This window comes from Flavobacterium algoris (genome assembly GCF_048158525.1).
In the GTDB taxonomy this organism is placed as follows: Bacteria; Bacteroidota; Bacteroidia; order Flavobacteriales; family Flavobacteriaceae; genus Flavobacterium; species Flavobacterium algoris.
In genome coordinates this window covers 41,614-67,041 of record NZ_JBLNKT010000005.1, presented here as the reverse complement: position 1 = coordinate 67,041, position 25,428 = coordinate 41,614, and the positions used below count along the sequence as shown (strand labels likewise).

The following is a 25,428-nucleotide window of genomic DNA, read 5'->3' as shown; positions in this document are numbered from 1 at the left end:
TGATTTATAATTTATTGTACCTAAAATATAAATCATAATTAAGAAGCAACAATTCCTAATTCATAATTACTAATATATAATTCAAAAAATGAGTTTATCTACTACAAGTATAAGAAGACCCGTATTTACCATTGTCATTAATTTAGCAATTGTATTATTTGGTCTTATTGGATATAGCTTTCTGGGAGTTCGTGAATTTCCTTCGATTGACCCGGCCCAAATTTCGATTCGGACAAACTATGCCGGAGCCAATTCAGATATCATTGAATCCCAAATTACTGAACCGCTCGAAAAAGCCATTAACTCAATTGACGGAATCAGAAACGTTACTTCTTCGAGTGCCCAAGGAAGCAGTAATATTACAATCGAATTTAATTTAGATAAAAATCTGGAAGAAGCTGCCAATGATGTGCGTGATAAAGTGTCTCAAGCCGTCAGAAGCTTACCGCAAGATATTGATGCTCCTCCAGTTGTTTCTAAGGCTGATGCCAATGGAGATGCCATTATTTCGATGACGGTACAAAGTGATACCCGAAATGCATTGGAACTTAGTGATTATGCCGAAAATGTAATTTCCCAACGATTAGAAACGATTCCAGGAGTTAGTGGTGTCCAAATTTGGGGACAAAAACGATACGCGATGCGCTTGTGGATTGACCCTGTGAAATTAGCGTCTTATGGCTGTACGATTTCGGATGTTCGAGATGCGTTGAATAAACAAAATGTGGAACTCCCTTCCGGAAAACTGACTGGGAAAAATACAGAACTTACCGTTAAAACCGTTGGAAATCTATCCAAGCCTGAAGAATTTAACAACATCATTATACGTTCAGTTGGTGAAAAAGTAATTCGCTTAAGCGATATTGGAACAGCAAGTTTAGGTCCTGAAAATACCGAGACTCAGATGACACAATCAGGCACTCCTTTAGTTGGTGTGGCTATTGTGCCACTTCCTGGAGCTAATTATTTAGACATTTCAGCTGCTTTTTATAAAGAATTCGAAAAATTAAAAAAAGACTTACCTAAAGATATTAAGTTAAATATCGCCATAGACAACACCATATTTGTAAAAAAATCAGTTATTGAAGTTGCCGAAACCTTAGGGATTTCTATCATTTTGGTAATTTTAATTATCTATTTATTCTTTAGAGATTGGGCTATTGCTTTCAGACCTTTAATTGATATTCCCGTTTCGTTGATTGCAACATTCTTTATTATGTGGCTTTTTGGATTTTCTATAAATGTATTGACTTTACTGGCAATTGTTCTTGCTACTGGTCTTGTCGTCGATGATGGAATTGTGGTAACCGAAAATATTTTCAAGAAAGTAGAAGAAGGCATGACGCCTATAGAAGCAGCAATAAAAGGATCTAATGAAATATTTTTTGCAGTAATTTCGATTTCGGTAACCTTAGCCGCTGTATTTTTACCTGTAATTTTCCTCGAAGGATTTGTTGGGCGGTTGTTTAGGGAATTCGGTGTGGTTATTGGTGCAGCAGTACTAATTTCAGCATTTGTATCATTGACCTTAACCCCAATGTTGAATGCCTATTTGATGAAAGGTGGTGAACAAAAAAAATCAAAATTCTATATTCGTACAGAACCGTATTTTGAAAAACTAAACAGTAGTTACGCTAGTGCTTTACAGCGTTTCATGAAAAGAAAATGGTTAAGTTTTCCTATTTTGATTGCTTGTTTTGGACTGATTTATTTGTTTTTTAATATTTTGCAAAAAGAAACTGCACCATATGATGACCGTAGTGGATTTGTAATGCGAATGTCAACTCCTGAAGGATCTACCTATGAGTATACCGATCGTTTCATGCAGGAAATGTCAAAATTAGTAGATGATTCCATTCCTGGAAAAAAAGTGAGTTTAGTGATTACTTCACCTGGATTTGGATCTTCGTCTGTGAATAGTGGATTTATTAGGGTTTCTTTGGTAGAACCAAACGAAAGGAAAGATTCTCAGAAAGAGATAGCAGAAAAATTGACTAAATGGTCCAAACAATATCCTGATGCAAAAACCTCGGTAATTGAGCAACCTACAATCGCTGTAAACAGACGTGGAGGCTTACCGATTCAATACATCATTCAAGCTCCAAACTTTGAGAAATTAAGAGAAAAAATTCCAGTATTTATGGATGAAGTGGGTAAGAATCCAACTTTTGCAGTAAGTGATGTAAATTTAAAATTCAATAAACCAGAAGTCAATGTAAGTATCAACAGAGAAAAAGCGGAGAGTTTAGGAATATCTGTGATCGATATTGCACAAACCCTACAGCTTTCTTTAAGTGGTCAACGTTTTGGTTACTTTATGAGAAATGGAAAGCAATATCAAGTAATTGGACAATTTAATCAAGAAGACCGTTCAAAACCATTGGATTTAACTTCAATGTATGTCAAGAACAATAAAGGGGAATTGATTCAAATGGACAATGTGGTAACCATTGAAGAAAAAAGTAATCCTCCACAATTGTATCATAATAACCGCTATATGTCGGCAACTATTTCTGCTGGTCTTGCTCCAGGCAAAAGTATTAGCGACGGTATTGATGCCATGAATGAAATAAAAGCCAAAGTTTTAGACGATACTTTTACTACCGATTTAGGTGGTGAGTCACGAGATTATGTAGAAAGCAGCTCGAATACTTCTTTCGCATTTGGTTTGGCTTTACTATTGATATTTTTAATTTTGGCAGCCCAATTTGAAAGCTTCATTGATCCGTTTATTATCATTTTAACAGTACCAATGGCCGTTGCCGGAGCATTATTCTCCTTATGGCTATTCAACCAAACCTGGAATATTTTCAGCCAAATTGGAACCGTAATGTTAATTGGTTTGGTAACCAAGAACGGAATTCTGATAGTCGAATTTGCGAATCAGCTACGAGAACAGGGAAAATCTAAAATTGATGCAATTTTAGAAGCTTCAGAAGCCAGACTTCGTCCAATTTTAATGACCAGTTTAGCTATTTCATTAGGGGCTTTACCTATAGCGATGTCGCTTGGTGCAGCTTCAACCAGTAGAATTGGAATGGGAGTTGTGATTGTTGGCGGAACTATTTTCTCTTTGGTTTTAACATTATTCGTTATCCCAGCCATGTATTTAATGTGGTCGAAAGCCAGAAAACATTATCCTGAATTTGATCACATCGAAGAATATGAAAAAGCAGTAAAATAACATATTTCCTTTTTCATTTATATCAAAAAACTTAAATGAACTTAAACATCTTATATGTTTTAAAACATATAAGATGTTTAAGTTCATTAAAAAAAATAAATACTTTTTTAACTCTTTCAAATATTTTTTTGTTTGCAAGAATTTAATGATCTTAAAAAGATATTGAATTATGATGAATACCAAATTACTATTAAGAAGTTTAATTTTGATACTCTTTTGTATTGTCAAAGCCAATGCTCAAGAAGTATTAACGGTTGAAGATGCCGTAAAAATTGCATTGGAAAACAATTATGAAATCAAAATTGCATCGAACAATCTATTAATAGACAAGACCAACGTAAGCTCAGGAAATGCGGGAATGTTGCCAAAAGCTACGGCTACTATTGTAGACAATAATGGTATTCAAAACATTTCACAAACCCGATCAGACGGCACTGTTAACAAACTTGATAATGCTAAAAATAATAGTTTGACTTATGGTGTGGGTTTAGATTGGACTGTTTTTGACGGATTAAAAATGTTTGCAAAAATGGACCAATTAAAAGAGTTGCAAAAATTGGGAGAAGCCCAGTTAAAACTTACTATAATTACAAAAATAAGTGATGTCAATGCGACCTATTTTGATTTGGTACAACAACAACAGCAATTGTCAGCATTAGACTCAACAATTGTTATTTCAAATCAGCGATTGACTTTGGCACAAAACCGATTTACAATTGGAAAAGCATCAAAACTGGAAGTTTTAAATGCACAAGTGGATTTAAACACCGATAAAGTTACGCTATTGAGACAAAAAGAATTATTTACCAATACTAAAATTCTATTGAATCAAATTCTTGCCAGAGATACTAAAATTGATTTTAAAGTGGTTGATAGGATTGTTGTTGACAATAAATTATTGCTTGCCGAATTAAGCGCTTTGGCAGAAAAACAAAACCCGCAATTAGAAACCCAAATCATTAATAAAAGAGTTTCAGAATTGCAATTGAAACAAATAAAAGCGGCGCGTTATCCAACCGTAAAACTAAATACTGGTTATAATTTTTCTGATAGTCAATCCAGTCTTGGTTTTACCACACAATCTTCTGCCAGAGGATTGAACTATGGTTTTAGTGCTTCATTGAATTTATTTGATGGATTTGCACAAAACCGAAACGAAAAAATTAGTAAGATTCAAATTGACAATTCAAAAATAGCAATTGATCAACAAAATTCAGCACTAAATTCACAGTTAGCAACTTCCTATCAAACCTATTTAACCAATTTAGAATTGATTGCTTTAGAAGAAAAGAATGAAGCTATTGCCAAACAAAATTTGAATATCACATTGGATAAATTCAGAATTGGTACAATTACAACCTTAGAATTCAGAACAGCACAACTGAATTATGTCAATGCAAAAGTACGCTACAGCAATGCTCAATTTCAAGCTAAATTATCTGAAATTGCACTGAAAGAATTAGCTGGGAATCTCAGTTTTTAATTTAAATTTGGATAAAATTTTAGCCTAAATGATTTCATACAATACAAAAGACTGGTTTACTTTTATCTTTCGTTTCCATAAAGCAGACACCTTTAGAACCTTATTCCCAATAATGCTTGCCATCGGCGCTTATTCTGGAATTATAGGGTATTTAGAAGTCGAATACTGGCAATTAGCAGACAACAGTTACGTGAAGAATATTACCATCATGCACGGAATGTTGGGTTTTGTAATTTCATTATTGTTAGTTTTCAGAACCAATACAGCCTATGATCGCTGGTGGGAAGGACGCAAATTGTGGGGAAGTTTAGTCAATAACAGTCGGAATTTTGCGCTCAAATTATCGGTAATCTTACAGGATGAAAAAGATCGTAATTATTTTCGAAAAATGATTCCGAGTTATGCATCGATTTTGCATAAACATTTGAACGATACCGATACCAGCAAGCAATTATTTGACGATGTGGATTTAGATATCGACCATCACAAACACAAGCCCAATCAGGTAGCGCAAATGTTGTTTCAAAAAATCAATGATTTATATACTTCAAAAAAAATAACCGGGGACCAATTGATCATTTTAAATGCTGAAGTATCATCCTTCACTGATATTTGTGGTGCTTGCGAAAGAATCAAAAACACGCCTATTCCCTACTCTTACAGTGCTTTTATTAAAAAATTCATCTTCTTTTATGTGATGACTTTGCCTTTTGGCTATTCTTTCAGTCTTGGTTATTATGTAGCGCCGGTTGTCGTTTTTATCTTTTATGTTTTGGCCAGTTTAGAGTTAATTGCCGAAGAAATCGAAGATCCTTTTGGAACTGATGAAAATGATTTACCCACTCATAAAATTGCCCTAAACATAAAAAAACATGTGGAGGAATTAATTTAAAATGTGTTAAACTGTGTTCCAGTTCTAGTTATTTTCATTAAATTTAAACTTTGTCTTCTTTAAGTTTAAACTATGAATAACAATCGTGCTTTTATAAATCCACCGCATTTATCTAACGAGAAATCGTTGAAAACATTAGTAGAAAATAGAACTGTTTATTCCTTAAACCATTGTGAACTGAATCTTTTCGAAACCTATGAATCTTCTGCATTAGTGCCTTTGAAGTTTAATGATTTGGTCGTGACAAGCATGTTAAGAGGCAAAAAAGTAATGCATCTTTTTGATGATCCAGGCTTTGATTATTTACCCGGCGAAACCGTTGTTATTCCTTCGAATGTGGAAATGAAAATCGATTTTCCTGAGGCTACAAAAAGTAATCCTACGCAGTGTTTGGCTTTGGCGATAGACCAAACTAAAATTATCGATACACTCCAATTCTTAAACGAACGGTATCCAAAAGAAGGCAATTCTCAATTCTGGCAATTGAACTACCAAAATTATTTCTTCTATAACAATGTAGAACTGGCAACGACTATAAACAAATTGATCAAAGAATGCATGAGTACTTCGATTACCAAAGATGCTTTGGCCGATTTGACTTTGCAAGAATTATTAATTCGAATTATTCAAACGCAAACTGCAAAAGCAATTGATGACGGTTTATTTACAGATCCCAAAAATCCTATTACCCAAGTGGTAGAATTCATCCGATTGAATTTGAAGGAAAACGTCAGTATGAAACATTTGAGCGAAAAAGCATGCATGAGCACCACTTCTTTTTACAGACTTTTTAAAAGAGAATTAGGGATGAGTCCAATAGAATTTGTAATCCGCGAAAAGATAAGATGCGCCAAACAATTGCTCAAAAACCCTACGATACAAATCAATGAAGTTTGCTATTTATCTGGATTTGAAGATTCCAATTACTTTATTCGGTTATTTAAAAAATATGAAGGAATTACCCCTAAACAATATCAATTGTTATATGTAATAAACTAGATATTATTCAATATATTTTAGAGGCTCAAGCGATTTTTCTTCTTGTGGTGTGAAAATTCGGTATTCAATTCGGAATGTTTTCTTTAATGGCGTTTCCAAAGAAAATCCGCCTGCTCCAAAAGCATCCATTACATCCAAAGTAAAATGAGCGTGTTTCCAATATTCGAATAAATCCTTATCCACCCAGAATTCGGTGTTTTCTATTATTCCAATACATACATCGCCCATTCTCTGGTAGAAACCGCCTTTTTCAAAACATTGTGGTTGTGTTCCCTCACAACATCCTCCTGCTTGATAAAACATCAAGTCTCCATGTTTATCCTGTAATATTTTAATTAATTCTATTGCTTTTTCTGTGGCATCGATTCTTCTTGTCATTGTATGTTTATTTAATAGATTGTCCGCTAAGTGAGGCTAAAATTTATTATACTTCTTAACCATTAAGAAGTATAATAAATTTTCTAAATAAAAAAATCTAATTAGTCGTAGTAACGGTTGGTATAATTTATTTAAAATAAAACCTGACAAATTATACAATCTGTCAGGTTTACGATTAACCAATAATCTGCAACTACTAAAAGAAACCTAATTTCTTTTTATCATAAGAAATCAACATGTTTTTTGTTTGACGATAATGTCCTAGCATCATTTTATGATTTTCACGACCAATTCCTGATTGTTTGTACCCTCCAAACGGAGCACCTGCTGGATAAGAATGGTATTGATTAATCCAAACTCGACCAGATTGAATGGCTCTTGGAACCTGATAAATTTCATGTGCATCACGCGTCCAAACTCCAGCTCCTAAACCATACATCGAATCATTTGCAATAGCAATAGCCTCTTCCGTTGTTTTGAAAGTAGTCACAGCCAAAACAGGCCCGAAGATTTCTTCCTGAAAAATACGCATTTTATTATGCCCTTTGAAAAGAGTTGGTTTGATATAGTAACCACCTGCTAAATCCCCGTTTAATTGGTTTTCTTCACCGCCAATTAACAATTCGGCACCTTCTTCTTTTCCTAATTTAATATAGCTCAGGATTTTCTCTTTTTGAACTAATGATGTCTGAGCTCCCATCATAGTGGTTCTGTCCAATGGATTTCCTAATTTAATTGCCGCTGTTCTTTCAATAACTCGGGCAATAAATTTTTCATAAATATCCTCATGGACTAATAATCTGGAAGGACAAGTACAAATTTCTCCTTGATTTAAAGCAAACATTACTGCACCTTCAATCGCTTTATCAAAGAAATCATCATCAGCATCTCCTACAGATTTCATGAAAATATTTGGGGATTTTCCACCTAATTCTAATGTTACTGGAATAATATTTTCGGTAGCATATTGCATAACTAAACGACCTGTAGGTGTAGAACCCGTAAATGCGGCTTTTGACACTTTTTTGTTAGTTACTAAAGCTCTTCCAAGTTCTGCGCCAAAACCATTTACAATATTTACAACTCCTGGAGGAAGAATATCACCTATCAATTCCATTAAAACTAAAATAGAAATTGGTGTGCTTTCCGCGGGTTTTAAAACTACGGTATTTCCTGCTGCCAACGCCGGAGCTAATTTCCAAACGGCCATTAAAATTGGGAAATTCCAAGGAATAATTTGTGCAATTACTCCCAAAGGCTCGCTTAAAGCAATAGAAACGGTTTGTGAATCCAGTTCTGCAATAGAACTTTCCTCTGCACGAATTACACCAGCAAAATATCTGAAATGGTCTATCGCCAAGGGAATATCTGCCGCTAAAGTCTCCCGGATTGCTTTTCCGTTATCTATGGTTTCAACGGTAGCAATGTATTCTAGATTATCTTCAATAACTTGTGCGATTTTATTCAATAAATTACTGCGTTCTGTAACAGATGTTTTTCCCCATGTTTGAAACGCTTCATGTGCTTTATCAACAGCCAAATCAATATCAACTTTAGTCGAATGTGCGGCTCTTGTAAATACTTTTCCATCAATTGGAGAAACAACATCAAAATATTTGCCACCGATTGGCGCAACAAATTTTCCTCCTATATAATTATCATACGTTGCCTTGAATTCAGGTCTTTTTACTATATTATCCATGTCGTTATATATTTTATTTTATCAAAAATAGTCTGCTATTCATCATTAGAATAGCACAATTCATTCAACTAGTAGCATTAAATTTTCATATGTGTTTTTTTAACGTTATTTTATTATTTTATTCTTATATATTTATATCTAATACTATTAAATCATTATTTTTACTACTCCTGAAATGTGACAAATCAGTTATAAAAAACCAAAAAAAATGTTTCTTACTCCAACCTGCAATCCTTATATTTGCACAAGAGACCGAAGGTCGAACTGACGAAGTAATCGCATTAAAATTGACAGATGAAAATATCTTACAACTGGTTAAAACAATTCATTAAAATAGACTGGAAATCCGAAGAAACAGCAGCATTGCTAACCGATTTAGGTCTGGAAGTAGAAATTGTTGATAAATACCAATCGGTAAAAGGCGGATTAGAAGGCATTGTTGTAGGACATGTCCTTACCTGCATCCAACATCCGGATGCCGACAGACTGAAAATAACTACTGTAGATTTAGGCAATGGTATTCCTGTACAAATTGTATGTGGCGCCAGTAATGTTGCTGCAGGACAAAAAGTACCCGTTGCTACAATTGGAACTACATTATATGATGCGGCAGGTGTGGCTTTTTCGATCAAAAAAGGAAAAATACGCGGACAGGAAAGTCACGGAATGATTTGCGCCGAAGATGAATTAGGTCTTGGTGAAAGTCATGATGGAATTATGATATTGGATGATGCGTTAGTAGCAGGAACTCCAGCTGCAACCGTTTTCAAGATTGAAAATGACGAAGTATTCGAAATTGGACTAACACCTAATCGTGCCGATGCTATGAGTCATCTTGGAACTGCCCGTGATTTAAGAGCGGGAATGTTACAAAGTGGTGTTAATGTAGAATTGATAACTCCATCAGTAAGTAATTTTAGAGTAGATAAAAGAATATTGAAAATTGATGTAGATGTAAAAGAAGTTAAACTTGCTCCTAGATATTGTGGCGTTACTATTTCTGGAATTACTGTAAAAGCGTCACCAGCTTGGTTACAAAACAGATTGAAAGCGATTGGAATAAATCCAAAAAATAATATTGTCGATGTAACCAATTATGTTTTACATGAATTAGGTCAGCCTCTTCATGCTTTTGATGCTTCAAAAATCAATGGCAAAATAATTGTAAAAACACTTGCTGCCGGAACTAAATTCATAACTCTTGATGATGTCGAAAGAACGTTACATGAGGAAGATTTAATGATTTGTGATGAAAAAGGACCATTGTGTATTGCAGGGGTTTTTGGTGGAAAAAAATCTGGAGTTTCAGAAAATACTACTTCAATTTTCTTAGAAAGTGCTTACTTTAATCCGGTAAGCATTCGTAAAACTGCCAAAAGACATCAATTGAACACCGATGCTTCTTTTCGTTTTGAAAGAGGAATTGATCCTACTATTACTGAATACGCATTGAAACGAGCCGCTTTATTGATTCAAGAAGTAGCTGGTGGAGAAATAACTTCGGATGTAATTAATGTATATCCAAAGAAAATTGAAGATTTTACTGTGTTTTTAAATTTTAGTAAAGTCGCTAAAATTATTGGTCAGGAATTACCAAAAGATACTATTAAGAAAATATTAGTTTCATTAGACATAAAAGTAAACAGCGTTTCTGATGCTGGACTGGGATTAACAATTCCTGCATATCGTGTGGATGTGCAAAGAGAAATTGATGTTATAGAAGAAATCCTTAGAGTTTATGGATACAACAACATTAATTTTTCGAAAAAACTAAACGCAACGGTTTCCAATTCTCCAAGAAACGAAGATTATAAAATCCAAAATACGATTGCCACACAATTAAATTCTCAAGGATTTAATGAAATGATGGCGAATTCATTGACTACAGCATCGTATGTAGCACTTTCTGATGTTTTAAATTCAGAGCATAACGTAACAATGCTTAATCCTTTGAGCAATGATTTAGCAACAATGCGTCAATCGTTATTGTTCTCTGGACTTGAAGCGATTTCCTATAATATTAATCGGAAAAATGCGGATTTAAAATTATTCGAATTTGGAAAATCGTACCATAATTTTCCTTCAGGTTATGAAGAACACAAACATTTGACTTTATTCCTTTCTGGAAACAGAAACCAGGAAAATTGGACAAGTGCTCAAAAACCATCCGATTTCTTTTTATTCAAAGGATATGTAAATGGTATACTTTCTAGATTAGGCATTCAAAAAACACAAAATTTACCGGTTACTTCCGATGTGTTTTCTGAGGGAATTGCAATTGGATTTGGTTCAGAGATTATCGTAGAATTGGGTGTGGTTAAAAAATCCATATTGAAAAGTTTTGGAATCAAACAAGAAGTATTTTTTGCTGATTTTAATTGGGCATTGATTCTGAAATTGATTGCTACAAAAATAAAGTATACGGAGATTCCTAAATATCCTGAAGTTCGCAGAGATTTAGCGTTACTTATTGACCAAAACGTAACGTACGATAGTATTTACAATATTGCACGCCAAACAGAAAAATCACTATTGAAAGATATTAATTTATTTGATGTTTACGAGGGTAATAATCTTCCCGAAGGTAAAAAATCATACGCCTTAAGCTTTACCATTCAAGACAATTCAAAAACGTTAACGGATGCTCAAATTGATAAAATCATGGGTAAATTGCAAAATAATTTTGAAGTAGAGCTTGGAGCAAGCCTTAGATAAAACCTATTTTATTTTATTAAAAGTCCCAATTCTAAATAGAACTGGGATTTTTTTTCACAAAAAAGTCCTGTAAAATTACAGGACTTTTTCAATTAACAACTTTCAACCTCTAATCAAAAAAACTATTGTTTTGGTAATACAACTGCATCAATTACATGAATCACACCATTTGATTGGTTTACATCGGCAATTGTAACTTTAGCAGAATTACCATTTTCGTCAGTAATGTATAAATCTTTTCCTTTCATCCAAGCGGTCAAAGTTCCGCCGCTAACCGTTTTTAGAGTAGCTTTCCCTTTTCCCATTTTAATAGCTTTTGCTATATCAGAAGCATTCATTTTTCCTGCTACTACATGGTAGGTAAGAATTGTTTGCAACATTTTTAAATTTTCAGGTTTCAATAATGTTTCAACTGTACCTTTTGGTAATTTATCAAACGCTGCATTTGTTGGGGCAAAAACGGTGAATGGACCTTTACTTTGCAAAGTTTCAACTAAACCTGCTGCTTTTACAGCGGCAACTAATGTAGTATGATCTTTAGAGTTTACGGCATTTTCAATAATATTTTTAGTTGGATACATCGCAGCTCCACCAACCATAACATTTTTTTGAGCGAAAGAAGTTGCTCCAAATACTAATGCAAATAATGCAATCGATAAAATTTTTTTAGTTTTCATAAAATCTATTTTTTAAGTTATATAATTTCATTTACGGTGTTCTTTTGCTTTTGGTTTTAAAAAAACCAAACTATTTCATAAGTAATTGATTTTAAGATATTTGTTTGTAAATAAATTTATTAGATAAACCATTTTATCGGATCTATTTTCAGAAAAATACCCGTTTTATTAGCTGCAAAATAGTTCTTTTGAAACGAATGCTTTAGCCCTGATAGGAATGGAAATCCTTTATGGTTTTTCTTTAAAACCATAAAGATTACTTCACTATAGATTCATTTTAATTGGAGTTCAGTGAACTTCGTTTGTAATAGATAGCAGGAAGTAGCTACTAAAAAATCTTTAAACAAAAAAAAAGCCACACATGACTGTGAGGCTTTCTATATTCAAAAAGTTTTAAGAAATTATTTTTTCTCTGACTTTTCCATTTTAGCTTTCAAGGCTGCTAATACATCATTGTTGTCTCCTAAAGTTGCAGCTGGTGCATTTGTAGATGAGTTTGAAGTAGAAGTGTTTTCAGTAGCTGTTTTTACATTTTTCTCTTCTTCTTCACGGAAGATAGCAGTGTGAGATGCAACTACTCTTTTGAATTCTTTGTTGAATTCAATTACTTTGAAATCAGCTGATTCTCCTTTTTTCAATTTCTTACCATCTTCTTTTTCAAGGTGACGAGTAGGAATGAAAGCAACGATATCATCTCCGAATTCTACAGTAGCTCCTTTGTCAACAATTTCAGAAATTTCACCTGTGTGGATAGTTCCAACTGCGAAAGAATCTTCATATTGATCCCAAGGATTAGCAGTAGTTTGTTTGTGACCTAAAGATAATTTACGTCCTTCAACATCTAATTCTAATACTACTACGTCAAGTTTTTCACCAACGTTTACAAATTCAGATGGATGTTTGATTTTCTTAGTCCAAGATAAGTCAGAGATGTAAATTAATCCATCAATTCCTTCTTCTAATTCTACGAAAATTCCAAAGTTTGTAAAGTTTCTAACGATACCTGTATGTTTAGAACCTACTGGGTATTTAGCAGTGATATCAGTCCAAGGATCTTGAGACAATTGTTTGATACCTAATGACATTTTACGGTCATCTCTATCTAATGTTAAGATAACAGCTTCAACAACATCACCTACTTTTACGAAATCTTGAGCAGAACGTAAATGAGTAGACCAAGACATTTCAGAAACGTGGATTAAACCTTCAACACCTTCAGCAACTTCGATGAAAGCACCGTAATCAGCGATTACTACTACTTTACCTTTTACTTTGTCTCCAATTGCTAATTTAGCATCTAGAGCATCCCAAGGGTGAGCGTTTAATTGTTTCAATCCTAATTGAATTCTTGTTTTCTCATCATCGAAATCAAGGATTACAACATTTAATTTTTGGTCTAATTCAAGAACTTCACTTGGGTGGTTAATTCTACTCCAAGAAAGGTCAGTAATGTGAATTAATCCATCAACACCACCTAAGTCAATAAACACACCATAAGAAGTAATGTTTTTAACAACACCTTCTAATACTTGTCCTTTTTGTAATTGACCGATGATTTCTTTTTTCTGGATTTCGATATCCGCTTCAATAAGCGCTTTATGAGAAACAACAACATTTTTGAATTCGTGGTTGATTTTTACCACTTTGAATTCCATCATTTTGTTTACATATACATCGTAGTCTCTAATTGGTTTAACATCAATTTGAGATCCTGGTAAGAACGCTTCAATTCCGAAAACGTCAACGATCATACCACCTTTAGTTCTGCATTTTACAAAACCATTAACGATTTCTCCTGTTTCGTTTGCCGAAATAACTCTATCCCATGATTTGATAGTACGTGCTTTTCTGTGAGATAATACTAATTGACCAGTTTTGTCCTCACGGATGTCAATTAATACTTCAACAGTATCACCTACTTTTAATGCTGGGTTGTAACGGAATTCGTTCAATGAAATAACACCTTCCGATTTTGCGTTGATATCAACGATAACGTCTCTATCTGTAATTCTAACAACTGTACCATCCACCACTTCTTCTTGATCAGTAGCGATAAATGTTTTTGAAACTAGTTCTTCGAATTCTAATAAGTTTTTCTCATCTACTGCATCAATACCTTCTTCGAAATTGTGCCAGTTAAAATTTGCTAAAAACTCTTCTTGTGATTTTACTTGTTCAGACATGCTGATTAAAAATTTGTATTCTGTATTCTCTCGAGTTTCTTAATGTGCTAGAAAACAACAGAAGTTGTTTGTATAATTAGTTGAACCCTAAAGGAAACTCTTATTCACCAAAAGGATTGCAAAAGTAACACATTTATCTTAAATAGCAAAATTTTATAGACAAGATAATAGATTGAGAATCAGGAGCACAACCTTTTTGGGTTTTATAGAACTTCCACTCCCGCTTTTTGTTGCAATCTCCCGAAAAAAATCGGGAGGATTTCCACTGCAATCGGGGCTAGTTATGACGTTTGAGGTTTTTAAGCAATAAAAAACCCGATACCTATTTAAAGCTATCGGGTTTCATGTAAAAGAAAAGGATTTTAATGCTTAATTTCTCCTAATACTTTTGGTCCAAATTTATCTTTAAAAACAAAAGGAAAAATGATGGCAAGTACTAAAGCATAAGAGGCAAAAGTGATCCAGATATGAAACCAGTCTTTACTCCCATCAGCCATAGTAAAATATTTTTGAATAATATAACCACTCGCAAAACTACCAATCAAGGCACCAAAACCATTTACCATCATCATAAACATCCCTTGTGCACTTCCTCTGATTTTTGAATCCGTTTGTGTTTCCACAAACAAAGAACCCGAGATATTAAAAAAGTCAAACGCCATTCCGTAAACAATGCAAGACATAATAATCATCCAAAGGCCATCTGACGGATTTCCAAAAGCAAACAATCCAAAACGCAATACCCAAGCCAGCATACTAAACAGCATCACATATTTAATACCAAATTTTCTAAGGAAAAACGGAATGGCTAATATAAACAGTGTTTCTGAAACTTGTGAAATCGACATGATTATTGCAGGGTATTTAACTGCAATTGTATTTTTATAGGCATCAACAGTAGCAAAATCGTGAATGTAAGTATCTCCATACGCATTGGTCAATTGTAAGGCAGCGCCCAATAACATAGAAAAGATAAAGAAGATAGCAAATTTTCGTTGTTTAAACAATTCAAAAGCATTCAATCCCAAAGCTTGTGCAAAAGAAGCACCTTTTTCTCCCTTGCACATTGGAGGACATTTAGGAAGTGTAAATGCATAAATTCCTAATAGCATAGAAACGATTCCTGCAATATAAAATTGATTTGCGGAAGTTTCATTATGCGTTAAACTAACCACCCAAAGCGCAATAATAAAACCTATGGTTCCCCAGATTCTAATAGGTGGATAATCTTTTACGACATCCATATCTTTTGCAATTAATGCATTATAAGCTACCGTTATTGACAAGGAAATTGTTGGCATGTAGAAAAACATGTTCACTAACATGACCCAGAAAAAAGTGGTAGGATTATCGACTTGAGGCAAATAAAATAAAGCTGCTGCTCCAAAAAAATGAAGCAAGCCATATAGTTTTTCAGCATTAATAAATCGGTCCGAAATAATTCCTGTTAAAGCCGGCATAAAAACCGAAGAAATTCCCATTGTTGAAAATATGATTCCAAATTCGGTTCCAGACCAATGTTTGTTATTAAACCAATACGCACCAATAGTAAGTAACCAAGAACCCCAAATAAAAAATTGAAGGAAGTTCATTAATACCAACCTATTTTTAATTCCCATAAAATGAATTGTTTTTTTAATTTAAAAAAGTAACAAGGCGTAAATCTAATATTAAAAAAGAAATCTACAAAAGATTAAAGTGTTTTAACAACTTCATCCACTAAATCCAAAACAACTTTAAATTGTTCTTCACGAGTAAGGTAAGAATTATCGATTTCAATAGCATCGTCAGCCATCACTAAAGGCGAATCCTTTCGGTGTGTATCAATATAATCGCGTTCTTCTACATTTTTTAATACTTCTTCATACGTAACTGAATCTCCTTTTTCCTGCAATTCATCAAAACGTCTTTGCGCTCGGGTATCTGCTCCTGCTGTCATAAAAATTTTAAGTTCTGCATCCGGAAAAACGATGGTCCCAATATCTCTACCGTCCATAACAATTGCTTTATCCTTACCCATTTCTTTCTGCTGCTCCACTAATTTGGCTCGCACTTCCGATATTTCAGCCACTTTACTAACAAAATTAGAAACTTCGATAGTTCGTATTTCCTTTTCAACATGGACATCATTCAAATACATTTCGGCAAAACCCAAATCAGGATTGAATTTGAACTGTAATTTTATACTTGGCAAACTGTTAATCAATGTTTCTTTATCAAAAGAATCCGCATTTATGTATCCGTTTTGCATCGCAAAAAAGGTAACGGCGCGATACATTGCTCCTGTATCTACATATACATATCCCAAGTGATTTGCTAGCTGTTTTGCTAATGTACTTTTTCCTGTGGATGAAAATCCGTCAATTGCTATGGTAATTTTTTTATCCAAAATAATGTTATTGCAAGTTAATAGTTAAACCAAATAAGCTCGTATTTCCCGCTAATGTATACTTCGAATACGAATAATTGAATTTTAATTTATTCATTTTTAATCCAAACCCTAAAGAGACTCCCGAAAAATTACGTTGTTCCAAAAGTCGTAATTCTTCTGCTCTTCGAAAATTATAACCTAATCGAATATTAAACGATTTTTTAGGAAAAAGCTCCACTCCCATAATTACATGGCGCAACGCATTATTTATTACTGATACTTTTTCTGCGGTGGAACTCCCATCAATTGAAGATTGGGCTCTTTCAGGATTAGAAAAAGCAATATTCCATTGTTGCAAATTTTCCAGTGTGAGATGCCAGCGAATCGGTACATTTTCTAATTCTTGTGAAACACCTGCTATAATTTCAAGTGGCAGTTTTTCATTAGTACCATTGTAGGTTGTAAATTGAGTTCCTATATTTCGTATTGCCAAACCCCAATTCACATCATTTCTTTCATCTATAAAAAGAGCACCAATATCAATCGCCCCTCCCAAAGAACTATAGCTTTCTAAAGTCGAAGAAATCAATTTAGCATTCGCACCTAAATAAATAGTTGTGTTAGGAATATTGTACGCATAACCTAGGGAAAGAGCAATTTCACTTCCTGTAAATGTGGATGTGGGCTGACCATTTTCATCGTAACCATCAAAATTACCATAATTTACATAATTGACACCAGCCTGAAAAGTTTGCAAATGACGGTCATAAGTATAAGCATAAGAAGCCGTTCCATACGTCACTTCTTTGAAATAACTTCCATAATTTAATGCCAGATGATTATCCATATCTGCATTCAATGTTGCCGGATTAAAATTGACCTGATTCACATCATCGTCATAAATTGTTACCGTTTTGCCTCCTAAAGCTGCTTGTCTTGGCGAAGTGACCAAGTTCAAAAACTGATAGGTGTACTTCCCTCCTATTTGACCGTAAGATACAGCGCAAATAAAAACTAAGGAGTATGATAAAAGTTTTTTTAGCATGCTTTAAATCGCGATTTATGTAAGGTAAAACGCAAATGCGAAGATAAAATTATAAATACAATAAACAGCAACTTTCAAACTCGTAATTATAAATAAAATTCCAAATTCAAAGCACTGCAGAACAGGTTTTGAAATTTGGAATTCAGATCTTATTACTTGTTATCTGTTATTTCAGATCTTTTGCATTTTTTACTTTTTGATCAGTCAAAGCATATTTAAGCACTTCGCTCATTTCTTTAACATAATGAAAAGTCAAACCTTCAAGGTATTCTGGTTTTATTTCATCAATATCACTTTTGTTTTCGTGACATAAAATAATTTCTTTGATATTGGCTCTTTTGGCTGCTAAAATCTTTTCTTTTATGCCGCCAACTGGCAAAACTTTTCCCCGCAAGGTGATTTCTCCAGTCATTGCCAAGTTTTTCTTAACTCGTTTTTGTGTAAACAACGAAACTAATGAAGTCAACATCGCAATCCCGGCACTAGGACCATCTTTTGGAGTAGCTCCTTCCGGAACGTGTAAGTGGATGTTGTATTTAGAAAGTATCTCCGAATCCAACCCTAAAAATTTAGCATTTGCCTTGATATATTCTAAAGCAATCATTGCAGATTCCTTCATTACCGTACCTAAATTCCCAGTAATTGTCATAGTTCCTTTTCCTGGAGAAAGTAACGATTCTATGAAAAGAATATCACCGCCGACAGAAGTCCAAGCCAAGCCAGTTACCACACCAGCAACATCATTGTTCTCGTATTTGTCTCTTTCTAATCTTGGAACACCCAATGTTTTTATAATATCTTCGTCAGTTACTTTCTTGTTATACGGTTCTTCCATTGCAACAGATTTTGCGGCATTACGAATTACCTGAGCAATCTTAGCTTCTAAACCACGAACTCCCGATTCACGTGTATATCCCTCTACAATTTTTTCTAATTGTTTTTTTCCAATGGTTAAATCTTTGGTAGTCAAACCATGCTCTTTCAATTGTCTTGGAAACAAATGCTGACGCGCAATTTCTACCTTTTCCTCAATTGTATAACCAGACATTTTGATGATTTCCATTCTGTCTTTCAACGCAGGTTGAATCGCAGCCATATTATTTGAAGTAGCAATAAACATCACTTTCGACAAATCATATCCCATTTCAAGAAAATTATCATAAAACGAATTGTTTTGTTCCGGATCTAAAACTTCCAATAATGCCGAAGATGGATCACCTTGATTACTATTCGATAATTTATCGATTTCATCTAAAACAAATACAGGATTTGAGGTTCCAGCTTTTTTTAAACTTTGGATTATTCTTCCCGGCATTGCGCCAATATAGGTTTTTCTATGTCCACGAATCTCAGCTTCATCACGTAAACCACCCAATGAAATTCTAACATATTTTCTACCTAATGCTTCTGCGATAGATCTTCCGATAGATGTTTTTCCAACTCCCGGAGGTCCTGTCAAACAAATTATCGGTGATTTCATATCATTTCGCAATTTTAAAACTGCCAAATGTTCAATCATTCTTTTCTTAACATCTTCAAGACCAAAATGATCTCTATCTAATATTTTTTGCGCTTTCTTTAAATCAAAATCATCTTTAGAATATTCATCCCAAGGCAATTCCAAAAACAACTCTAAATAGTTTCTTTGAATACCAAAATCTGGCGCTTGAGGATTCATGCGACGCATTTTAGACAATTCTTTTTCGAAATGTTTTTTAGTTTTCTCGTCCCATTTCTTAGTCAAAGACTTTTGCAACATTTCATCCATTTCCTCTTCCTGTGAAACACCACCCAATTCTTCTTGGATTGTTTTCATTTGTTGATGAAGGAAATATTCTCTTTGTTGTTGGTCTAAATCAAAACGAACTTTAGATTGAATATCGTTTTTCAATTCGAGTTTTTGCAACTCAATATTCATATAACGTAAAGTTTCTAAAGCTCTAATTTTCAACTCATTAATAGCTAATAAATCTTGCTTTTCTTTAACCGTTAAATTCATATTTGAAGTAACAAAATTGATTAAAAATGATTGACTTTCAATGTTTTTAATCGCAAATGTAGCTTCACTAGGAATGTTTGGACTTTCTTTTATAATTTGAATCGCTAATTCTTTGACAGAATCAAGAATTGCGATAAACTCTGTATCCTGTTTTTTCGGTCTTTTTTCTGGGACTTCTTTAATTTTTGCTGTTATATAAGGACTTTCGGCAATTACAGAATCAATTTCAAATCGCTTTTTCCCTTGAAGTATAACGGTGATATTTCCATCAGGCATTTTTAAAACCCTTAAAATTCGAGCTACTGTACCTATACTATGAATATCTTCTGGAGTTGGATCTTCATCTTGCTCATTTTTTTGAGCTACTACACCAATGATTTTACCTGCTGCATTGGCATCATTGATTAATTTAATTGATTTATCTCGTCCGGCCGTAATTGGTATAACAACTCCTGGAAATAAAACCATGTTACGTAATGGTAAAATAGGCAAAGAATCTGGCAATGCTTCGTTATTCATTTCCTCCTCATCTTCAGGAGTCAATAAAGGGATTAAATCAGCTTCAGAATCAAATTCTTGAAGTGACAGATTGTCAATAGTAAGTATTTTATGATTTGACATATATTATTTAAGTCTTTTTGTCATTAAAAATTTTAATTTGTCAAGCAAATATCAAGTATCATAGCAGTGATTTTAAATAAATCGATATATGACCTGATTAATTAGCTTAACACTAAAAGAGTCAATCATTATGCCAAAGTGAAAGTAAAATCGATTACATCTTCTTACAAATAAAGAAAAAATTTAAAAACAATAATTAGGAAAATAGCTGTTTTTTAAAGTATAAAAAACAAAAATCAGAAATGCTATTTTATGTTTTATTAATTCAAAGCATTGTTTTTGGGTACTCTTTTCAATAAAACAACACCTATTATAAAAAACACTCCTAAGAAAACTATCGCAAATCGCGGACTTCCGGTAATTTGGTCAATAATTCCATAAACCAACATTCCGATAACAATCCCAATTTTTTCGGCAACATCATAAAAACTGAAAAAGGAAGCCGTATCTTCTGTCTCTGGTAATAATTTAGAATAGGTTGAACGTGATAAAGCCTGAATTCCGCCCATTACGAGTCCTACTAAACCAGCCATAATATAAAAATGTATGGGTAAAGTTATAAAGTAAGCAGCTGCACATAATAAAACCCAAAAACAATTAATCACAATAAGTGTAGGAATGTTTCCAAACTTCTCTGAAGCTTTTGAGGTTAAAACAGCACCAACAATGGCTACTAACTGAATTAATAGAATACAAATAATTAAACCTGTTGTACTTTCACTTTTTGATGCCCAAGTAATTTCTTGTGCCCCAAAATAAGTAGCGATAAGCATAACTGTCTGAACAGCCATGCTATAAACAAAAAAACTAATGAGATATTTTTTTAAGACACTATTTTCTTCCAATAAATGCCAAACTTTTTTTAATTCTCTAAATCCATTAAAAACTAAAGCTTTAGTCGCTTTGCGCTCCGCATTTCTACTTCCTTTTGGTAAATAATAATACGTATATTGACTAAAAACAATCCACCATATTCCTACCATGATAAAAGAGTATCGCATGGCTTTCATTGCAGCTTCTCCTTTAGTTCCTGTTATACCAAAAATATCCGGCATCATGATCATGCCTAAATTGATAATCAACAATATAACACTTCCTATGTAACCATAAGAATATCCTTTGGCACTAGTTTCATCTTGTTGTTCAACAAAAGCAATATCAGGCAAATACGAATTGTAAAACACTAAACTTCCCCAAAAGCCAATCAAACCTAAAAAATAAAATAATAAACTGATATAAATATTTTCTAAACTAAACCAATACAATCCCACGCAGGATAAGGCTCCTAAATAACAAAAAAACTTCATAAAAGATTTTTTATTACCAACATAATCTGAGATTCCTGATAACAAAGGAGAAATTAGCGCCACTACTAAAAAGGCAAATGCTGTAACAAAACTAATCAACGCAGTGTTTTTGATACTAAAACCAAAAACAGATATATAATGATTCCTGTCTGAAAATAATGCTTCATAAAAAATAGGAAAGACTGCAGACGAAATGACTAATGGATAAACTGAATTTGCCCAATCATAAAAAGCCCAAGCATTTAATAATTTTTTACAGCCTTTTGGTAAATCTGCCATGTTTCTTTTTTTATGTTGCGAATTTATTTATTTTTTATTTAGTATGATTCAAAAAGTAACTAATTTGACGTTAATAAATCATTATTAACACATAATCAACTCTATATCATTACAGTTAAAATAAAAAAATAGGCTATTCTCGTTTGATAAGAATAGCCTATTTAAATCTTTGTTAATATAATAATGATAAACATCAAGAATGTGTTTTTATCTATAAATAACTCCAACTTTAGCAGCTGTTGCTTTCGCTTCCGGAATCAATGCTTTTAAATTTGCAATTCTGGTAGCATCAGATGGGTGTGTACTCATAAATTCTGGTGGTGCTTGTCCTGTAGACTGTGCTGCCATTCTTTGCCAAAATATTACTGCATCATCTGGATTATAACCCGCAATTGCCATCAATGTAAGTCCTATTTTATCAGCTTCACTTTCATGACTTCGGCTAAATGGAAGCATTACTCCTACTTGAGAACCTAATCCATAATATTGTTGCCACATTTGTTGTTTTTCGGCACTTTGACTACCAGTAGCAACTGCAACTCCTACAGCACCCAATTGTTGCAATTGAGCAGCACTCATTCTTTGTGCACCATGATTTGCCAATGCATGTGAAACCTCATGTCCCATTACCGTAGCTAACCCCGCATCATCTTTAGTTATTGGTAATATCCCTGAATAAACAACGATTTTTCCTCCTGGCATACACCAAGCATTTACTTCTTTACTATCAATTAATTTATATTCCCAACGGTAATCATTCAAATATTGTGATTGCCCTAAATAGGTCAAATATTTTTCTGCTGCTGCTTTAATTCGCATCCCAACTGTTTCTACTCTTCTTGCATCTGCAGTTCCGGTAATTACTTTATTCTCATTTAAAAAAGTTCCATATTGTTGAAACGATGATGGAAACAACTCACTGTTTGAAACAAAATTTAGACTTTTCTTTCCTGTAAGAGGATTTGTAGCACAAGAATAAACAAGTCCTAACGCACAAACTCCTAATAATAATTGTTTTTTCATAATTTTAAGTTTAATTAGTATACAAAAATACAAATAGTTATTAATTTTCTTTTTATATAATTAAATTCAAAAGTATCAACTTTTTTGTTTATTCTCCAATAATATGCAGCTCTGTAAATTCTTTATCTATGATTAGATAATTACCATTTTCAAAAGTTCTTTTATCAAATAAAATTTTTTCATTATCAATTTCTATATTTTTAACTTTAAATGGTAAACCTATAAAATTTATTTTATATTTTGAATAATTAGTATCGTATTTTCCTTCTTTATGAACCTGAATTATCAATTCTTTTTCCTTTCCAATTATTTGAAATGACAGAAAACTATATCTACCTTTTTTATAATCATATCCATCTTGAGCATCCTCATAAACTACCGACTTTTCTTTGCCTGATTTGTAATAAACATCTAATGTTAACTCGTCAAATTCTAATTCTCCAACGTATTGTTGAATAGGATATTTTGGAATTATGGAACCTGATTTTACAAAAAGTGGGATTTGGTCAAATTTAGTATCCACCCAAATTTCTTTTCCTCCTTTGACTTCTTGATTTGTCCAGTAATTATACCAATGGCCACGTGGAATATACATTCTTCTTCCTAAAGAATTAGGTTCCAAAATAGGGCAAACTAAAATTTGGTTTCCAAAAATAAATTCGTCATTTCTATAATGTGTTTGAATATCTTCTTGATCATAATATACCAATGGTTTCAACATTGGAATCGCTTCTTCAATATATTGCCAGAACATGGTGTATAAATAAGGTAATAACTGATAGCGCAAACTGACAAATTTTCTAGTGATATCAATAACTTCTTCATCAAAGGCCCATGGCTCTTGATTTCCATGATCCCCAGAAGAATGGGTTCTGCAAAAAGGATGAAAAACTCCTAATTGAATCCAACGTGCGTACAATTCTCCCGATGGTTGTTCCGCAAATCCTCCAATATCTGATCCTGTGAAACCCATTCCTGAAATAGACATTCGTTGCACTTGAATATTTGCAACCCATAAATGTTCCCAAGAGGCAACATTATCACCAGTCCAAGATGATGAATATCGTTGTGCTCCAGCATAAGCTGATCGGGTAATAACGAAAGGTCTTTTTGGGTAAGCAAATCTTTTAACACCATGATAGGTAGCTCTCGCCATTTGAGTTCCATAAATATTATGCGCTTTTCTATGACTGCATGGATTTCCATCGTAATCATGCCTTACATCCATTGGAAATGTTTTATTGGGAACCTCCATAACGGCAGGCTCATTCATATCATTCCACACGCCTTTTACACCTATATCCGAAACTAATTCTTTAAATAAACCTGCCCACCATTCTCTAACTGCTGGATTTGTATAATCTGGAAAATTACATTCTCCAGGCCAAACTTTTCCTTTCATGTAAGGACCATCAGCTCTTTTACAGAAATAATCTTTTTCTAATGCTTCTTTGTATATCGAATATTCTTTATCAATTTTGATTCCCGGATCAATAATTACCACAGTTTTGAAACCATCCTCAGCTAATTCAGCTACCATTCTTTTTGGATCAGGAAAATATTCTTTATTCCAAGTGAAACATCGAAAACCTTCCATATAATCAATATCCAAATACAGCGCATCGCATGGAATTTTCAATTCCCTAAACTTAGCTGCAACTTCTTTTAAATTACTTTCTGGATAATAACTCCATTTGCATTGGTGGTATCCAAGTGCCCAAAGTGGTGGCAATTCCGGTTTACCGGTCAAATCAGTAAATGTGGTTACAACATCCTGCATTTGTGGTCCATAAATAAAATAATAATTCATTTCTCCACCTTCAGCCCAATAACTGGATACATTTCTTCTTTCGTGACAAAAATCAAAATAAGTTCTGAAAGTATTGTCAAAGAAAATCCCATAAGTTTTTTTATTATGTAATCCAATGTAAAACGGAACCACTTTATATAATGGCTCTTGGTCTTTTTGAAAAGCATATTGATCTGTAGCAAAATTTTCAAGCCTTTTCCCTTTCAAATTCAATTGGGTTGCTTTGTCTCCAAGTCCGTAAAAGCATTCTCCATCTTTGGAAGACTTACTCATTTTCACTATATTCCCCCCATATTCATAGCTTTCTTCCCAATGAAAACCCAATTCATCTTCTAAAATCAGATGGTCTTCCAAATCAAAAATAGACAATCGCATATCTATTTTTTGAATTCTACATTGCACTTTACTGGTTTTTATCTGATAATAATCTTCTACCTCAGAAACCTCAAGAAAATTATATCCGTGTGAATGACTTTTGTCAATAGCATATGAAAAATCATTACTAAAATATCCTTTTGTGGTAAATCGAAAACGTATTAAACTATCTCTTAAGACAGTTACTTTTAATATCACACTATTATCAGTATGAAAAAAAACGGAATCTACTTCATGTTCAAAGGAAACTATTTTTGTGGGATATAAATCTCCTTTATATTCTAATTCTGTATTTGTAATCATTTTCGGTGGTATTAATTTTACTGTCAATTTGCTAATCAAACTTACAAAAACACTTCGTAAACAGCTGAATATCTTGTATTTA

General features: G+C 33.3%; 16 protein-coding genes. 5 read left to right on the top strand and 11 right to left on the bottom strand.

What is annotated here, in order from left to right:
- Window positions 1–88 precede the first annotated feature (88 nt).
- From ACM55I_RS04025 to ACM55I_RS04010, 4 genes are all read left to right on the top strand, one after another.
- The gene (locus ACM55I_RS04025; protein ID WP_416845487.1) at window positions 89–3,184 is read left to right on the top strand and encodes an efflux RND transporter permease subunit; all 3,096 of its coding nucleotides are present in this window, start codon (window positions 89–91) and stop codon (window positions 3,182–3,184) included.
- A gap of 172 nt (window positions 3,185–3,356) precedes the next feature.
- Entirely contained in the window at window positions 3,357–4,667 is a 1,311-nt protein-coding gene (locus ACM55I_RS04020; protein WP_416845585.1) for a TolC family protein, read from the top strand.
- Between the two features lie 28 nt (window positions 4,668–4,695).
- Window positions 4,696–5,559 carry a bestrophin family protein gene (locus ACM55I_RS04015; protein ID WP_416845486.1) on the top strand — a complete coding sequence of 288 codons (864 nt, stop codon included), beginning with the start codon at window positions 4,696–4,698 and terminating at the stop codon, window positions 5,557–5,559.
- Between the two features lie 72 nt (window positions 5,560–5,631).
- Window positions 5,632–6,558 (top strand): AraC family transcriptional regulator, encoded by a 927-nt coding sequence (locus ACM55I_RS04010; RefSeq protein ID WP_416845485.1) that lies wholly within the window; start codon window positions 5,632–5,634, stop codon window positions 6,556–6,558.
- A 3-nt stretch (window positions 6,559–6,561) separates the two neighbouring features.
- Here ACM55I_RS04010 and ACM55I_RS04005 read toward each other — a convergent pair whose 3' ends face one another.
- Both ACM55I_RS04005 and ACM55I_RS04000 read right to left on the bottom strand, forming a co-directional pair.
- Window positions 6,562–6,936 (bottom strand): DUF779 domain-containing protein, encoded by a 375-nt coding sequence (locus ACM55I_RS04005; protein WP_416845484.1) that lies wholly within the window; start codon window positions 6,934–6,936, stop codon window positions 6,562–6,564.
- A 196-nt stretch (window positions 6,937–7,132) separates the two neighbouring features.
- Entirely contained in the window at window positions 7,133–8,638 is a 1,506-nt protein-coding gene (locus ACM55I_RS04000) for an aldehyde dehydrogenase family protein (protein ID WP_416845483.1), read from the bottom strand.
- A gap of 294 nt (window positions 8,639–8,932) precedes the next feature.
- Here ACM55I_RS04000 and pheT point away from each other — a divergent pair, with 294 nt between their 5' ends.
- Window positions 8,933–11,353, top strand: coding sequence for a phenylalanine--tRNA ligase subunit beta (gene pheT / locus ACM55I_RS03995; RefSeq protein ID WP_416845482.1), 2,421 nt, complete (start codon window positions 8,933–8,935; stop codon window positions 11,351–11,353).
- A 122-nt stretch (window positions 11,354–11,475) separates the two neighbouring features.
- On the opposite strand, the gene ACM55I_RS03990 is transcribed toward pheT, so the two are convergent.
- From ACM55I_RS03990 to ACM55I_RS03950, 9 genes are all read right to left on the bottom strand, one after another.
- The gene (locus ACM55I_RS03990) at window positions 11,476–12,030 is read right to left on the bottom strand and encodes a fasciclin domain-containing protein (protein WP_416845481.1); all 555 of its coding nucleotides are present in this window, start codon (window positions 12,028–12,030) and stop codon (window positions 11,476–11,478) included.
- A gap of 401 nt (window positions 12,031–12,431) precedes the next feature.
- Window positions 12,432–14,213: a 30S ribosomal protein S1 gene (rpsA, locus tag ACM55I_RS03985; RefSeq protein ID WP_416845480.1), complete on the bottom strand. Its 1,782-nt coding sequence runs from the start codon at window positions 14,211–14,213 to the stop codon at window positions 12,432–12,434.
- 362 nt (window positions 14,214–14,575) lie between these two features.
- Window positions 14,576–15,832 (bottom strand): nucleoside permease, encoded by a 1,257-nt coding sequence (locus ACM55I_RS03980; protein ID WP_416845479.1) that lies wholly within the window; start codon window positions 15,830–15,832, stop codon window positions 14,576–14,578.
- 74 nt (window positions 15,833–15,906) lie between these two features.
- Window positions 15,907–16,602 carry a (d)CMP kinase gene (cmk, locus tag ACM55I_RS03975; protein WP_416845478.1) on the bottom strand — a complete coding sequence of 232 codons (696 nt, stop codon included), beginning with the start codon at window positions 16,600–16,602 and terminating at the stop codon, window positions 15,907–15,909.
- A 7-nt stretch (window positions 16,603–16,609) separates the two neighbouring features.
- Window positions 16,610–17,629: a type IX secretion system protein PorQ gene (porQ, locus tag ACM55I_RS03970; RefSeq protein ID WP_416845477.1), complete on the bottom strand. Its 1,020-nt coding sequence runs from the start codon at window positions 17,627–17,629 to the stop codon at window positions 16,610–16,612.
- 166 nt (window positions 17,630–17,795) lie between these two features.
- Complete coding sequence (gene lon, locus ACM55I_RS03965) at window positions 17,796–20,249, bottom strand: endopeptidase La (protein WP_416845476.1); 2,454 nt, start codon at window positions 20,247–20,249, stop codon at window positions 17,796–17,798.
- Between the two features lie 260 nt (window positions 20,250–20,509).
- The gene (locus ACM55I_RS03960) at window positions 20,510–21,835 is read right to left on the bottom strand and encodes an MFS transporter (protein WP_416845475.1); all 1,326 of its coding nucleotides are present in this window, start codon (window positions 21,833–21,835) and stop codon (window positions 20,510–20,512) included.
- A 207-nt stretch (window positions 21,836–22,042) separates the two neighbouring features.
- Entirely contained in the window at window positions 22,043–22,858 is an 816-nt protein-coding gene (locus tag ACM55I_RS03955; RefSeq protein WP_416845474.1) for a M48 family metallopeptidase, read from the bottom strand.
- An 88-nt stretch (window positions 22,859–22,946) separates the two neighbouring features.
- Entirely contained in the window at window positions 22,947–25,346 is a 2,400-nt protein-coding gene (locus tag ACM55I_RS03950; RefSeq protein ID WP_416845473.1) for a glycoside hydrolase family 31 protein, read from the bottom strand.
- Between the last annotated feature and the right edge of the window lie 82 nt (window positions 25,347–25,428).

Excerpts from the sequence above, each read along its gene's own strand:
- ACM55I_RS04025 (WP_416845487.1), top strand. The coding sequence starts at position 89 with ATGAGTTTATCTACTACAAGTATAAGAAGACCCGTATTTACCATTGTC.
- ACM55I_RS04020 (WP_416845585.1), top strand. The coding sequence starts at position 3,357 with ATGAATACCAAATTACTATTAAGAAGTTTAATTTTGATACTCTTTTGT.
- ACM55I_RS04015 (WP_416845486.1), top strand. The coding sequence starts at position 4,696 with ATGATTTCATACAATACAAAAGACTGGTTTACTTTTATCTTTCGTTTC.
- ACM55I_RS04010 (WP_416845485.1), top strand. The coding sequence starts at position 5,632 with ATGAATAACAATCGTGCTTTTATAAATCCACCGCATTTATCTAACGAG.
- ACM55I_RS04005 (WP_416845484.1), bottom strand. The coding sequence starts at position 6,936 with ATGACAAGAAGAATCGATGCCACAGAAAAAGCAATAGAATTAATTAAA.
- ACM55I_RS04000 (WP_416845483.1), bottom strand. The coding sequence starts at position 8,638 with ATGGATAATATAGTAAAAAGACCTGAATTCAAGGCAACGTATGATAAT.
- pheT (WP_416845482.1), top strand. The coding sequence starts at position 8,933 with ATGAAAATATCTTACAACTGGTTAAAACAATTCATTAAAATAGACTGG.
- ACM55I_RS03990 (WP_416845481.1), bottom strand. The coding sequence starts at position 12,030 with ATGAAAACTAAAAAAATTTTATCGATTGCATTATTTGCATTAGTATTT.
- rpsA (WP_416845480.1), bottom strand. The coding sequence starts at position 14,213 with ATGTCTGAACAAGTAAAATCACAAGAAGAGTTTTTAGCAAATTTTAAC.
- ACM55I_RS03980 (WP_416845479.1), bottom strand. The coding sequence starts at position 15,832 with ATGGGAATTAAAAATAGGTTGGTATTAATGAACTTCCTTCAATTTTTT.
- porQ (WP_416845477.1), bottom strand. The coding sequence starts at position 17,629 with ATGCTAAAAAAACTTTTATCATACTCCTTAGTTTTTATTTGCGCTGTA.
- lon (WP_416845476.1), bottom strand. The coding sequence starts at position 20,249 with ATGTCAAATCATAAAATACTTACTATTGACAATCTGTCACTTCAAGAA.
- ACM55I_RS03960 (WP_416845475.1), bottom strand. The coding sequence starts at position 21,835 with ATGGCAGATTTACCAAAAGGCTGTAAAAAATTATTAAATGCTTGGGCT.
- ACM55I_RS03955 (WP_416845474.1), bottom strand. The coding sequence starts at position 22,858 with ATGAAAAAACAATTATTATTAGGAGTTTGTGCGTTAGGACTTGTTTAT.
- ACM55I_RS03950 (WP_416845473.1), bottom strand. The coding sequence starts at position 25,346 with ATGATTACAAATACAGAATTAGAATATAAAGGAGATTTATATCCCACA.